The organism is Luteimonas sp. 3794 (genome assembly GCF_031456825.1).
Classification (GTDB): Bacteria; Pseudomonadota; Gammaproteobacteria; order Xanthomonadales; family Xanthomonadaceae; genus Luteimonas.
Window position 1 is genome coordinate 209,112 of sequence record NZ_JAVDVJ010000002.1, and the last position, 13,253, is coordinate 222,364.

The window sequence follows — 13,253 nt, forward strand, 5'->3', positions numbered from 1 at the left end:
CGGTGTCCAGATGTAGCGACGCCCCGGTCGATGACCGGGGCGTCGGGTGCAACACATGCAGGCGGGGTGGAGACCGTCAGAACTCGGCCCAGTTCGTTTCGCTGACGCTGCTGGGCGCCTGCTTCACCGGGGCCGGGCGCGCCGCCGCTGTGGGCTTGCGGCGTGCGGATAGCGCAGCGACGGGAGTCGCCTTCTGCACCGACTGCACCGACTGCACCGACATGGCGGCCTGCACGGCGACCTGGGTCGGGTCGAGACGGAAGATCGAGATCGTCTGCGCCAGACCCGCGGCCTGTTCTTCCATCGAGCGCGCGGCCGCCGAAGCTTCTTCCACCAGCGCCGCGTTCTGCTGTGTGGTCTCGTCCATCTGGGTGATGGTCTGGTTGACCTGCTCGATGCCCGAGGCCTGCTCCTGCGAGGCGGCGGCGATCTCCGACATGATGTCGGTGACCCGCTGCACCGAGGAGACGATCTCGCCCATGGTCTTGCCGGCCTGGCCGGCCAATGCCGCGCCATCGGAGACCCGGCTGGTCGAATCGTCGATCAGGCCCTTGATCTCCTTCGCCGCCGCGGCGCTGCGCTGGGCGAGGGTCCGCACTTCCGATGCCACGACGGCGAAGCCGCGGCCCTGTTCGCCGGCGCGTGCCGCTTCCACCGCCGCGTTCAAGGCCAGGATGTTGGTCTGGAACGCGATGCCGTCAATGACCGAGATGATGTCGCCGATCTTGCGCGAGGACTTCTCGATGTCGGCCATCGTGGTGACCACCTTGCTGACCACCTCGCCGCCCTGTGAGGCGACCGAGGCGGCGCCGATCGCCAGCTGGTTGGCCTGGCGGGCGTGGTCGGCGTTCTGGCGGACGGTGGAGGTGAGTTCCTCCATCGAGGCGGCGGTTTCCTCAAGGTTGGCGGCCTGCTGCTCGGTGCGCTGCGACAGGTCGTTGTTGCCGGACGCGATTTCCGAAGACGCGGTCCCGATGGCGCCGGAGGCCTGCTGGATCCGCGACACGATGCCGGTCAGCTGCGCCACGGTGGCATTGGCGTCATCGCGCATCCGGGCGAACACACCTTGGAAGTCGCCGTCCATGCGCACTGTCAGATCGCCGCTGGCCAGGGCGGTCAGCACGGTCGAGACCTGGTCGAGGCTGGCCGCATTGGCGTCGAGCAGGCTGTTGAGCTGGCTGGCGAGCTGGAGATAGAAGCCCGTCTTGCCGTCCAGGCCGATGCGGTGGGTCAGATCGCCAGCGGCGGCCGCGTCGATCACCCGCGCCAGTTCCACTTCCACGTGGACCTGCGGCGTGCGGTCGCGCCATTCGACGACGTAGCCGAGCAGGTTGCCGCTGTCGTCGTCGACGCGGGCCATGGTCTGGCCGAAATGCGCGCCGCCCATCGTGAGTTCGTCGTGGTCCACGCCGTCGAGCTGGGCCAGGACATTCGCGGTGCGCTCGGGATTGCGCTGATAGGCGTCGATCGAACTGCCGAGCAGCGTGTCGATATCGAAGTCGGGCAGGGCGACCTGGACCTCGGCATCGTACTGGCGCAGCAGATCGGTGACGGCGGCGTTGGCGTAGATGATGGTGCGCGCCGGATCGGCAATCATCACGCTGGTGCCCGAGCTGTCGAGCGCGGTGCGGATGCGCAGGTTCTCGCTGGCGATGGCCTGGTCGCGTTCGATCCGCTCGCGCAGGTCGCGCTGCATGCGCTGCATCGACTTGAGCAGGTCACCGATCTCGTCGGCGCGGCGGGTATCGATGTGGCTGTCGAGCTTGCCGTTGGCGATGTCCTGGGTCACGGATGCCGCTTCGCGGACCGCCGAGGTCAGACTGCGGGCCATCAGCCACGCGATCACCACGCCGCTGGCGATGCCGGCCAGCAACAGCACCACCAGCATCATGCTGGAGGCGGAGTAGGCACTGTCGGCCTGCGCCTGCGATTCGGCAGCGACACGGTTGGCTTCGACGGCCAGCGCCGCGAGTGCATCGCTCGCGACATCGTGCAGGCGACTAGTTTCGCCGATGAAGGTGTCGGTGGCGTCGTCGGGGAGCTCGAGGTCGAGCATCTCGTTGACCGAATCGTAGGAGGTTCTTGCGGCCGCCCATGCGGTGACGAGCTCCTGCAGAAGGCGCTGCTCTTCGGGCGTCGAGGCGTAACGCTGGTAGGCCTCGAAGTTGGCGGCCAGTTGGCCGTCGATAGCCGTTGCGCGTTCGCGCGCTTGCTGCTTGACCGCTTCACTGGCCCGGACCAGGCCACGATACGAGGTGGTGCGATATTCGCCGAGCAGGGCGCGCGTATCGCCGACGAGGGTGACGCTGGGCAGCACACCTTCAACGAGGTTTGTGGTGACCCGGTCCATGGAGCGCAGGCCGCTGTAGGCGCCGATGCCCTGGACGACCATGATGAGCAGAACGAGGCCGAACGCCAGCATCAGCTTCGGCGCGAGTTTGAGATTCGAGAACCACTGCATGTGTCTACTTCCTTGCGACGGAATGAAGAACGGCCCGGCCCCAGGGTTGGGGCCGGGCCGCGGCATCACTTGATCGTGGCGAGCTTGACGTCGCTCGGAGAGCGGACGGCGATCTCGGCACGCCCGGCATCGCGCTGGATGGTGCCCAGGACGCAGACGTCCTTGCCTTCAAGCTCTTCGGGAGTCGGGCGGAAGTTGCCGCGCTGATCCTGGGGGATGCGCGCGGAGAAGGTATGACGCGGGAACGCGCCACCCATGTGCAGGAAGGTGGGCTGACCTTCCGAGTTCTCGGCGTAACGGGTCTTCTCGACCTTGCCGCAGACCATGCCGCTCTGGCCGGCGAAACGGACGGCCTGTTCGGGACGGATGGCGTCCTGGGCGACGGCGGCGGACGCGAGGCCGGTCAACAGCAGGGTGGCCAGCAGGCGGGTCGGGGTCTTGGGGGGCATTGCGATCTACTCCAGTCGGGGTCATCGGGCCAAGGTGTTGCAGCCCGTTGCCCCCTCTAGCGGCAAGGGGGCGGGGAACTTGAGAGCGATTTCAGAAGAATTTCACGCCGCGACGGCGAGCGCGGCGGTGTCGACGAAATCGGCGCTGTCGAGCAGAGTCTCGATGTCGAGCAGGATCAGCATGCGTTCGTCGAGCGTGCCGATGCCGGCAATGAACTTGGTGTCGACCGTGGCGCCGAATTCGGGCGTCGCCCGCACCTGGTCCTCGGCCAGCGGCACCACGTCGGAGACGCCGTCGACGACGATGCCGACCACGCGGTCCTCGACGTTGAGCACGATCATCACGGTGAAGCTGTCGTAGCGGGCTTCGGCCAGGCGCAGCTTCAGGCGCAGGTCGATGACCGGCACGATGGTGCCGCGCAAATTGATGACGCCCTTGATGTAGTCGGGTGCGTCGGGGAGGCGGGTCACCGCGTCATAGCCGCGGATCTCCTGGACCTTGAGGATGTCGACGCCGTAGTGCTCGGCGCCAAGCGTGAAGGTCAGGTATTCGCCAGCGGCGCTCGGGGTGGAACTGGACATGCGGTGCGCTCCTGCTGCGTGGGCCGCGGAAGTGCGGCGAGTGGGGACATGCAGGAGATCGGCCGGCGCGGCGGCAACTTTAGGGCCGCGTCAGCCGCCGTGGCGCTGGCGCGCATTGCGCTGGCGCTCGATCTGGAAGATGTACTGCAGCACCCGCTGCTCATGGGCCGCGGGCAGGTTCACGAAGCGGCATCCCGCGCGCCAGAACGGCACGCCGCGGATGTCGAGGCGTTCGCCGTGGGTGACTTCGAGTGCGACCTGGATCGGCGCGGCATCGCCCAGGCGCAGCAGGCAGGGCGCGATGCGGGCATGGGCGGAGAAGCGTGATTCCTGGTGTTCGGGCGCGGCCAGCGCAAGGCCTCCGCCGCTGATGTCCAGCACGCGCAAACCGGATGCGTTGGCGTCCGGTCCGGCGCCGCTGTCGTCGACGTACAGGGTGACGGGCGCCGCCGTCGAGACCTGCAGGCGATACATCTCGCGGCGCTGCAGACGCAGCAGCAGGTCCGGCCAGGGCGCGCTGAAGGCGGCATAGCCTTCGTAGTCGATGGGTGTCGGTGTGGGCAGCCGGAAGCGGATCGGCACGAGATCGAGCTGGGTCCTGCAGACCAGACGGGTGGCGGCCGCCATGCGCCGGTTCATCGCGTCCTGACGGTTGCCGTCGAGCACCAGCGTGCCGTCGTCGTGGACGGCCAGCAACGCGGTGGGACAGGCCAGCCCGCCGGGCACCAACTGCGCGGTGATGATCGACCGTGCCTCGACCAGGGTGCGCAGCACGCCGCCGATTTCGAGCGGATGCCGCAGCGCGAAGGGCGAGTCTTCGTCGTCGTCGAGGAGGGACGCGTTTTCTTCAGCGACAGGCATCGTCGGGGCGGAGACATCCAGTGGTTGCATACGATAGCGGCCGCGCGCCCCGGGAGTTGAGGCGCGCGGCCGTGGCCTGTGCAGGGCGCTCGGCTCAGGCCGCTTCGGATGCCCGATACGATGTCGAGGCCCGGTCCATCGTGCTCTGCAATAGTGCTGTGGTGGCGTCGATGCGGAACACGGCGACGGTGTCGGTCAGGTCGCTGGCCTGTTCTTCCATCGCACGGGCGGCGGCCGAGGCTTCCTCGACCAGTGCTGCGTTCTGCTGCGTGGTCTCGTCCATCTGGGTGATGGTCTGGTTGACCTGCTCGATGCCGGCGGCCTGTTCCTGCGAGGCTGCCGCAATCTCCGACATGATGTCGGTGACGCGCTGCACCGACGACACGATCTCGCTCATGGTCCTGCCGGCCTGATCGGCCAGCGCCGCGCCGCTCGCGACCTTGCCGGTGGAATCCTCGATCAGGCCCTTGATCTCCTTGGCGGCCGCGGCGCTGCGCTGTGCCAGCGTGCGCACCTCGGAGGCGACGACTGCGAAGCCGCGGCCCTGTTCGCCGGCGCGCGCCGCTTCCACCGCCGCATTGAGCGCGAGGATGTTGGTCTGGAAGGCGATGCCGTCGATGACCGAGATGATGTCGCCGATCCTGCGCGAGGAGACCTCGATGTCGGCCATGGTCGTCACCACTTGGCTGACGACATCGCCGCCCTGCGAGGCGACGGACGCCGCGCCGATCGCCAGCTGATTGGCCTGACGGGCGTGGTCTGCGTTCTGGCGGACGGTGGAGGTGAGTTCTTCCATCGAGGCGGCGGTCTCCTCGAGATTCGCCGCCTGCTGCTCGGTACGCTGCGCCAGGTCGTTGTTGCCCGACGCGATTTCCGAAGACGCGGTGCCGATGGCGCCGGAGGCCTGCTGAATCCGCGAGACGATGGCGGTCAGCTGGGCCACGGTGGCGTTGGCATCGTCGCGCATGCGGGCGAACACGCCCTGGAAATCACCCTCCATGCGCGCGGTCAGATCGCCCTTGGCGATTGCCTGCAGCACGGTCGACACGTCGGCCAGGTTCTCGTCCGCGGTGTGCATCAGGCGATTGAGCCCGTCCACCATGTCGCGGAATTCGTACTGGAACCGGTCCGCGTCGCCGCGCACGGTGAAGTCACCCGCGGATGCGGCGTCGACCAGGCGGCGGATCTCGCCGTTGACGCCAGTCAGGCTGGCCTTGACCGCATCCATCGACTCGGTGATCACCGCTTTCTCGCCGGGCAGCTTTTCCATGTCCTGCGACAGATCGCCGATCGCATAGCGCTTGATCAGTTCGACCAGGCGCATCTTGACCGCGATATGGGCGGCGACGAGTTCATTGGTGCCCGCTACCATCACGCCGTAATCGCCGGGGAACGCCGTCGAATCCATGCGGTAGCTGATGGCGCCGGCCTCGTGCTCGCGCGACATGTCGCGCTGTGCGCCGATCACCGAGCGCAGCTGGTCCTGCATGCGACCCATCGCTGTCAGCAACTGTCCCACCTCGTCGCGGCGACCCAGCGCGATGTGGCCGTCGAGACGACCGGCCGAGACGTTCTCGGCCAGCTTCACCGCCGATCCGATCGAGACGGCCAGCGTGCGTGCGATAAAGACGCCCATGGCGACGGCCACCGCGATCAGCAGCGCGATACCGACCATCATCGCCACCACGCTGCTGCGGTAGGTGGCGTTGGAATGGGCGATATCCGCGTTGAGTCGATCGACGTTGAAGGTATTCAAGACCGCCATCGCCTCGAACAGGCTGCGACGCAGCGGACGCGACTGTTCGTCGGAGACGGCTTGCGCGGCGACCGGATCGCCGGCCTCCAGGGCACGTTCGATCTCGCGGTGTGCGCCCAGATAGGCCTTCAGGCGTTCGTCGACGACGCTGTAGAGGCGACGCTCCTCGGCTGCGAACGGAAGCGCCTCGTAGAGTGCCTGGTACTCGGCGATGCTGACCTCGATCTTCGCCAGCCGCTCGTTGTAGTCCTGCACCGCGTCGGGTTCGTCGAGCCGGGTGAGCTGTGCGATCTCGAACGTGCGGTACTCGCCCAGCTGGGCGCGGATCTCCCCCAGATACTGCACAGCGGGCATGTCGTCGGTGCTGACCTTCTGCAGTTCGTCGTTGATGCTCGACAAGCGCGCCAGGCCGAAGCCGCCGACGCCGATCGCGAACACGGAAATCAGGGTGAAGGCGATCCCGAGCTTGCGCGCGATCGACATGTTGTTGAGCCAGTTCATGCGGAGTCTCCGAGAAGGACGCGCCTGGCACGAATGTCCGTGAGGCGCAGGGTGCTGCTGTGAGGGATATCGGCCCCGGCGGCGCCGACTTGACTTCGAAATGACACATTCGGCAAGGCGGGAGGGGGGCAGTTCACCGCCGTGACGGCGCGATGCGGGCACCGGACAGGCAGCAGGAACTCGACGCGGCGCGGCACGCAGGAGTGCAGCGCTTGCACCGCAGAGTGGCGACGCGCCTGGCCCGGACGTACACGCCGATGTAGCCGGCGAGACCCCACACGCGATGGTTCGCCGCGCCACCGCGGTCGTCCAAGCAAGCGAGAAGGCCCTGGGGGATAGCGCAAGTCCGCTGCGCCGTTACATCTGGCGCGTCGGTATCGATCTCAGGGTCTGTACTGACGTCTGTCAGGATTGCCTGATACGCGCATTCAGGATTTTCGTATGCCGCTATCGACATCGGTCATGGCCGGGGCATGCCCGGCCGTGACCTCTCGCGTCAGGCGGCCTGCGGCACCCGCAACGTACGCACCAGGCCACCGATATCGACGATCAGGGCGACCCGGCCATCGCCGAGGATCGTGGCGCCCGAGATGCCGTCGACGCGGCGGTAGTTGTTCTCGAGGTTCTTGACCACGACCTGCTGCTGTCCGATCAGGTCGTCGACCTGCAGGGCCAGCTTCTGGCCGTCGCCTTCGACCACGACCACGATGGCGTCGTCGCGGCGGGCCTGTCCGTAGCGGTAGTACTCGTTGAGCGAGACCAGCGGCAGGTACTCGCCGCGCACCCGCAGCACCCGGCCTTCGCCGGCGACGCTGCGCATGTCGCCCGGCTCGGGCTGCAGGGCCTCGATGACGTGCGACAGCGGCAGGATCAGGGTTTCACTGCCGACGGCGACCGTCATGCCGTCGAGGATCGCCAGCGTCAGCGGCAGACGGATGACCACGCGGGTGCCACGGCCCAGTGCACTTTCGAGCTGCACTTCACCGCCCAGCGCCTGGATGTTGCGGCGGACCACGTCCATGCCCACGCCGCGGCCCGACAGGTCGGTCACCGCATCGGCGGTGGAGAAGCCGGGCTGGAAGATCAGATCCCAGACCTGGTTGTCGGTGGGCTTCTCGGGCACCACCAGGCCGCGCTCGGCGGCCTTGGCCAGGATGCGCTCGCGGTCCAGACCGCGGCCATCGTCGGTGACTTCGATGACGATGTGGCCGCCCTGATGCGACGCGGCGAGGGTGATGGTGCCGGTCTGGTCCTTGCCGGCCGCCATGCGGGCGTCGGGCAGTTCCAGGCCGTGATCAATCGAGTTGCGGACCAGATGCACGAGCGGGTCGGCGATCTTCTCGATCAGGCCCTTGTCGAGCTCGGTGCCTTCGCCCAAGGTCTTCAGGCGGACCTGCTTGCCCAGGCGGGCGGACAGGTCGCGCACCAGGCGCGGGAAGCGGCGGAACACGGCCTCCACCGGCAACATGCGCACGCCGATCACGGCTTCCTGCAGATCGCGCGTGTTGCGCTCCAGCAGGTCGAGGCCTTCGAACAGGCGCTCGGCGAGGGCTGGATCCAGGTTGGCGCTCACCTGCTTGAGCATGGCCTGGGTAATGACCAGTTCGCCGACGAGGTTGATCAGCCCGTCGATCTTGTCGGTGCTGACGCGGATCGAGCTTTCCGCCGCGTCGTGGCCACCACTCTTGGCTTCCGTGGCCGCGGCGACGGGGCCGGCGGCCGGCTCGAGCGCCGGTGGCAGGCTGATGTCGGCGCTATCTTCGGGCGCGTCGGGCAGGATCGCCTGCACGTCGAGTTCGCAATCGTCCTCGACCCAGGAGAACGCCTCGTCCACCGCGCTGCGCGGCACCGCGCCGATCAGGCCCAGATCCCAGGCCAGATACGCCTCCAGCGGGTCCATCTGCTCGAAGCCGGGCAGGCGTTCGACGCGGCAGGCGACTTCGAGATTGCCCAGGCGATCGAGCTCGCGAATGATGCGCAGCGGGTCGTTGCCACTCATGAACAGCGAAGGCGCCGGGGTGAAACCGATGCGCCAGCCGGCCGGTTCGGCCACCGGCACTTCGGCCTTCACCGCGGCGAGCACCGGGGCTTCGGTGCCGGCGAGCACGGCGTTGAGCCGGGCCTGCACGGCCTGCGAGGCCTGCGGATCGGCAGGGTGGCCGGTTTCGGCTTCACCGAGCAGGGCGCGCAGCACGTCGACCGAAGCCAGCATCGCATCAATCGCGTTGCCCGTGATCTGGCGCTTGCCGGCGCGCAGTTCGTCGAGCAGCGTCTCCAGCACGTGGGTCAGTGCGGCCACGGCGTCGAAGCCGAACGTGGCCGAGCCGCCCTTGATCGAGTGGGCGGCACGGAAGATCGAGTTGATCAGGTCCGGGTCGCGGTTGCCCTGCTCGAGGTCCAGCAGGCCGGCCTCCATGGCTTCGAGCCCCTCCCGGCTTTCCTCGAAGAAGGTGGCGTGAAAGCGCTGCATGTCCATGCTCATGGGAACTCGGCCTGCGGTCGGTGTAGGGGAGGTGCGCCGGGCCTTAGCCCAGGACCTTCTGGACGGTGGCGATGAGCTGCTCGGGATTGAACGGCTTGACCAGCCAGCCGGTCGCGCCCGCGGCCTTGCCTTCGGCCTTCTTGTCGAGGCCCGATTCGGTGGTCAGCATCAGCATCGGGGTGAACTTGTAGTCGGGAATACCGCGCAGGGCGCGGATCAGCGAGATCCCGTCCATGTTCGGCATGTTGACGTCGGTGACCACCGCATTGAAGCGCTTGCCCTGGGCACGCCCGAGGGCGACCTGGCCATCCTCGGCCTCGTCGACTGTGAAACCGGCCGAGGTCAGGGCGAAGGCCACCATCTGGCGCATCGAGGCCGAATCGTCCACTACCAGAATGTGTGCGCTCATGCGGCGTTCTCCACTGTGCTTGCGTGTGTTGCGTTGGAAGGATCCGGGCTGTCGTCGCCGAGCCCGAGTGCCGGCCCGAGGCCGAGCAGGCGGGCCGCATCGAGCATCGGCTCGCTGCTGCCCCGAAGCTGGGTGGCATGCCCGGTGCCGGCGCGGCTTGCGAAGAAGGCGCACAGCACCTGCATGCCGGCGGTATGTACCCGCCGCACGTCGGCCGCGTCGAGAACGACGGCGTCCGCCCGGTCCAGGTACGGCGCGAGCCGCTCCTTCAGGCCGGTGCTGGCCTCGATACCGAGGTCATCGCCCAGGTGCACGGTGTCCATGACATCTCCGACAAATTCAAAGGGGGTGGTCACGAATAGCGGCGTGCCGGCGACGATCTTTAGCCGCGCCGGCTGCCGCGATCGATCAGTTGGGCGGAAACAGCGGAATCGCCATGAGCTTGGCCGAATCCAGCAGCAGGGTGACCATGCCGCCCAGGCGGGCGATGCCGCGGATGCGGTGGTCGCCGACGGGTGCAAGTCGCGAGGTATGCGTGCCTTCGATCTGTGCATCGCCGATCAGCACCACGTCCTCCACCGCCGACACGCGCAGCCCGAGCACATCGCCGCCGTCGTCGAGCACGATGATGCGCGTGAGCGCCGTCTCCTCGACCGGCGCCGCGCCCAGCTGCAGGCCCATGTCCACAACCGGGACCACTTGCCCACGCAGGTTCATCACCCCGACCACGCATGGCGCGGCGCCCCGCAGCTGCAGCAGCGAAGCCGGCAACACCACTTCGCGGATCTTCAGCAGTTCGATCGCATAGGCCTGCGTGCCGCAGCGCAGACGCAACCAACGCGCCATGCGGTCGACGCTCCGGCGCTGCTGCGGCAGGGTGGTGTCGAGCACGTCGCCGGCTGCACGTGGCAGGGGCGCGATCGCGACCTTCGCGCTGGGAGGTGCGGCGCGCGGTGGGGGCGGCGATGCAGGTGGCTGTGGTGGCGCAGGCGGACGTGCCGGCGGGGCGGGTGCCACCGCGGCTGCAGCAGGCGCGGGCGCGGGCGCCTGCGGTGCAGGCAGGGGCGCGCGGCGCGCGGGCGCCTGCACCGCGGCTGCGGGCTCGGCGACCGCTACAACCGCCGGCGCCGGTGGCACCGGCGCGACCGGTGCCGACAGCAGCATGCCCAGATAGTCGTCGACGATGCCGGCGGCGCTCATGCGGCCTCCTCGACGGCCTGCTCTTCGGCGAGCAGCCAATCCAGGGCGCGCGTATAGGCCGACATCGCGCGGCCCGGCATGTCGCCGCTGAACACCTGACAGGCGAGCACGTCGGCATTGCTGAGTTGTGTGTCGACCGGCACCGCCTCGGTCCAGATGCGGCCGCGGTATTCGTCCTGCAGCTGCGCCAGCGTGTCGCGGCCGATGCGTGTGCGGCGGTCGTACATCGTCGGAATGATCGAGGCCGGCAGCGGCCGCTGACGGGATTTTTCGACCATCTCGCCGGTGCGCACCATGCCTGCCAGCCCGTAGAGCGCGAGTGGTTCGCACTGCGTGGGCACGATCAGGCGATCAGCCGCGGCCAAGGCATTGACCATCAGCAGGCCCAGCGTCGGCGGGCAGTCGAGCAGAATCGCGTCATGGCCGCCGGCGTGGCGGGTGATCGCCTGCGACAGCGCCAGGCCCAGGCCGGGCTGCGTCGCACTGCGCCGTTCCAGCGTCGCCAGAGCGGTTTGCGCGCAGACGAAGTCCAGGCCCTCGGTCGGCGAATGTCGCAACAGCGACTCCAGCGCCGGCGGCGGCGCGCCGAACAGGTCGACGACGCCCGGCGGCGGTGGTTCGCTCGGAACGCCGAAGGCGCGCGTCAGCGATGCGTGCGGGTCGAGATCGACCAGCAGCACACGCAGCCCGCGCGCCACCATGGCGCGTCCGAGGGCGAGCGAGGTCGTGGTCTTGCCCACGCCTCCCTTCTGGTTGGCAATCGCCCAGACACGCATCAGCTGTCTCCTTGCGGTGGGGGGGAGGAAAGGGGGGAGGGTGCGGCGGGAGAGGCGGCAACGGCGGGCTGCGGCACCGGCGCGGCCGGGTAGGCAGGTGCTGGCGGCGCGGCGGCGGGCTCGGGCACCGGGGATGTGCGGGGCGCGGCTGCGGTGTTCTGCGTGGCGAGCACCATCAGCACCACCCGACGGTTCGCATTGCGACCAGCGTCGGAGGTGTTGTCGGCCTTGGGTCGGTACTCGCCGTAGCCGACCATCACCAGCCGCTCCGGCGCGAACCGCTCGCTGACGAACAGATGCACGACGCTGGCCGCACGCGCGGCCGACAGCTCCCAGTTCGACGGGAACTGGGCGGTCGCGATCGGCCGGTCGTCGGTATAGCCCTCGATGCGGATCGGATTGGGCAGATCGCGCAGCACCACAGCCAGTCGCCCCAGCAGCTCGCGCGCCCGGAATTCCAGCGTCGCCGAGCCGCTCGCGAACAGCAGGTCGCTGTTGATCTCGACCTCCAGCCACAGGTCGGACCGACGCACGGTGATCAGGCGCGCCTTGACCATCTCCGACAGCGTGTCTTCGAGCTGCAGGGCCAGGCCCGAAAGCTGCTCGCGCGCCGCCGCGATCGATGCGGCATCCGCGCCGCCGTCGCCGATCCGGTCCGCGCGCAGTTTCGATTCCAGGATCGGCCGCAGCGGCGAGTCGAGCATCGGGCGCGAGGTCGGGCCTTCACGGGCGCCACGCGGCACCGGCGTGGGCTTGCCGATCGAGGCTTCCGCCTTCTGGTTGTCGCCGATCTGGATCGGGTCGAGCGTGCTCGGCGGCGCATTGAACGCGCTGGCCAGCGACGCGGCGACGGCGCGGTACTTGCCTTCGTTGACGGAGGAGATCGCGTACATCACCACGAAGAACGCGAGCAGCAGCGTGACCAGATCGCCATAGGGGATGGCCCAGGCTTCGTGGTTGATGTGGTCCTCGTGGGCCTTCTTGCGTGCCATGTCTGCGGATCAGTGCAGGAAGCCGGCGAGCCGAGCCTCGATGTTGCGGGGGTTTTCGCCCTGCGCGATCGCGATCAGCCCTTCGATGGCCAGCTCGCGCTCTCCGGTGCGGCGGCCGATCACACTCTTGAGCTTGGCGGCCATCGGCAGGAAGAACATGTTGGCCGAGGCGATGCCGTAGATCGTGGCGGTGAACGCGGCGGCGATGCCGTGGCCGAGCTTGCTCGGATCGGCGAGGTTCTTCATCACCGCGATCAGGCCCAGCACCGCGCCGACGATGCCCAGCGTGGGCGCGTAGATGCCCATGCCTTCGAACACCTTGGCCGCGGCGAGGTCATGGTGTTCCTCGCCCTGCAGTTCGATCTCCAGCATGTGACGGATGGCCTCGGGCTCGACGCCGTCGACCAGCATCTGCAGGCCCTTCTTGAGGAACGGATCGGTCTGCGCCGCGACGTGGCTTTCCAGCCCCAGCAGTCCCTGCTTGCGCGAGACATTGCTCCATTCGATGAGTTGCGCGATCAGCGCCGCGCGATCGGACACCGGCGGCTTGACCACCCAGCCGGCGATCTTGAACGCGTGTTTCAGCGTGCTGCCCGGTGTGTGCAGCATTATCGCCGCGACCGTGCCGACCATGACGATCAGGAAGGCGGCGGGCGACCAGAGCGCGCTCAGCCCCGCACCCTTGAGCACGCTGCCGCCCAGGATGGCGATCAGGGCAAGCACGAGTCCGGCGACGCTGAAAAGGTCCATGAGCTAGGTATCGGCGGAAACGGGAAGGACTTAA

The 13,253-nt window shown here is 68.2% G+C and carries 12 protein-coding genes; all 12 read right to left on the minus strand.

The annotated features are described in order from the left end of the window. Positions 1-76: 76 nt before the first annotated feature. On the minus strand, positions 77-2,461 hold the full coding sequence (locus tag J2X52_RS04560) for a methyl-accepting chemotaxis protein (protein WP_310149372.1): 2,385 nt from the start codon (positions 2,459-2,461) through the stop codon (positions 77-79). Positions 2,462-2,526: 65 nt separating this feature from the next. After that, the gene (locus J2X52_RS04565) at positions 2,527-2,910 is read right to left on the minus strand and encodes a hypothetical protein (protein ID WP_310149374.1); all 384 of its coding nucleotides are present in this window, start codon (positions 2,908-2,910) and stop codon (positions 2,527-2,529) included. Between the two features lie 102 nt (positions 2,911-3,012). Continuing rightward, positions 3,013-3,492, minus strand: a complete 480-nt coding sequence (locus tag J2X52_RS04570; protein WP_310149378.1) for a chemotaxis protein CheW — start codon at positions 3,490-3,492, stop codon at positions 3,013-3,015. Positions 3,493-3,582: 90 nt separating this feature from the next. Continuing rightward, positions 3,583-4,353, minus strand: coding sequence for a flagellar brake protein (locus tag J2X52_RS04575; RefSeq protein WP_310149381.1), 771 nt, complete (start codon positions 4,351-4,353; stop codon positions 3,583-3,585). A 94-nt stretch (positions 4,354-4,447) separates the two neighbouring features. Continuing rightward, positions 4,448-6,610, minus strand: coding sequence for a methyl-accepting chemotaxis protein (locus J2X52_RS04580; RefSeq protein WP_310149383.1), 2,163 nt, complete (start codon positions 6,608-6,610; stop codon positions 4,448-4,450). A 496-nt stretch (positions 6,611-7,106) separates the two neighbouring features. Continuing rightward, the gene (locus J2X52_RS04585) at positions 7,107-9,092 is read right to left on the minus strand and encodes a chemotaxis protein CheA (RefSeq protein ID WP_310149386.1); all 1,986 of its coding nucleotides are present in this window, start codon (positions 9,090-9,092) and stop codon (positions 7,107-7,109) included. Positions 9,093-9,135: 43 nt separating this feature from the next. After that, the gene (locus tag J2X52_RS04590; RefSeq protein WP_310149389.1) at positions 9,136-9,501 is read right to left on the minus strand and encodes a response regulator; all 366 of its coding nucleotides are present in this window, start codon (positions 9,499-9,501) and stop codon (positions 9,136-9,138) included. Then, a complete protein-coding gene (locus J2X52_RS04595; RefSeq protein WP_310149391.1) occupies positions 9,498-9,824 on the minus strand; it encodes an STAS domain-containing protein in 327 nt (108 codons plus the stop codon). Before J2X52_RS04595 ends, J2X52_RS04590 begins: the two co-directional genes overlap by 4 nt. Positions 9,825-9,909: 85 nt before the next feature. Then, the gene (locus tag J2X52_RS04600) at positions 9,910-10,701 is read right to left on the minus strand and encodes a chemotaxis protein CheW (protein WP_310149394.1); all 792 of its coding nucleotides are present in this window, start codon (positions 10,699-10,701) and stop codon (positions 9,910-9,912) included. Beyond that, a complete protein-coding gene (locus J2X52_RS04605; protein ID WP_310149397.1) occupies positions 10,698-11,477 on the minus strand; it encodes a ParA family protein in 780 nt (259 codons plus the stop codon). Before J2X52_RS04605 ends, J2X52_RS04600 begins: the two co-directional genes overlap by 4 nt. Then, positions 11,477-12,469 (minus strand): flagellar motor protein MotD, encoded by a 993-nt coding sequence (gene motD / locus J2X52_RS04610; RefSeq protein WP_310149401.1) that lies wholly within the window; start codon positions 12,467-12,469, stop codon positions 11,477-11,479. Before motD ends, J2X52_RS04605 begins: the two co-directional genes overlap by 1 nt. A gap of 9 nt (positions 12,470-12,478) precedes the next feature. Beyond that, positions 12,479-13,219, minus strand: a complete 741-nt coding sequence (locus J2X52_RS04615) for a flagellar motor protein (protein ID WP_310149402.1) — start codon at positions 13,217-13,219, stop codon at positions 12,479-12,481. Positions 13,220-13,253 lie beyond the last annotated feature (34 nt).

Coding starts and splice junctions, on each gene's coding strand:
- J2X52_RS04560 (WP_310149372.1), bottom strand. CDS start 2,461: ATGCAGTGGTTCTCGAATCTCAAACTCGCGCCGAAGCTGATGCTGGCG.
- J2X52_RS04565 (WP_310149374.1), bottom strand. CDS start 2,910: ATGCCCCCCAAGACCCCGACCCGCCTGCTGGCCACCCTGCTGTTGACC.
- J2X52_RS04570 (WP_310149378.1), bottom strand. CDS start 3,492: ATGTCCAGTTCCACCCCGAGCGCCGCTGGCGAATACCTGACCTTCACG.
- J2X52_RS04575 (WP_310149381.1), bottom strand. CDS start 4,353: ATGCCTGTCGCTGAAGAAAACGCGTCCCTCCTCGACGACGACGAAGAC.
- J2X52_RS04580 (WP_310149383.1), bottom strand. CDS start 6,610: ATGAACTGGCTCAACAACATGTCGATCGCGCGCAAGCTCGGGATCGCC.
- J2X52_RS04585 (WP_310149386.1), bottom strand. CDS start 9,092: ATGAGCATGGACATGCAGCGCTTTCACGCCACCTTCTTCGAGGAAAGC.
- J2X52_RS04590 (WP_310149389.1), bottom strand. CDS start 9,501: ATGAGCGCACACATTCTGGTAGTGGACGATTCGGCCTCGATGCGCCAG.
- J2X52_RS04595 (WP_310149391.1), bottom strand. CDS start 9,824: ATGGACACCGTGCACCTGGGCGATGACCTCGGTATCGAGGCCAGCACC.
- J2X52_RS04600 (WP_310149394.1), bottom strand. CDS start 10,701: ATGAGCGCCGCCGGCATCGTCGACGACTATCTGGGCATGCTGCTGTCG.
- J2X52_RS04605 (WP_310149397.1), bottom strand. CDS start 11,477: ATGCGTGTCTGGGCGATTGCCAACCAGAAGGGAGGCGTGGGCAAGACC.
- motD (WP_310149401.1), bottom strand. CDS start 12,469: ATGGCACGCAAGAAGGCCCACGAGGACCACATCAACCACGAAGCCTGG.
- J2X52_RS04615 (WP_310149402.1), bottom strand. CDS start 13,219: ATGGACCTTTTCAGCGTCGCCGGACTCGTGCTTGCCCTGATCGCCATC.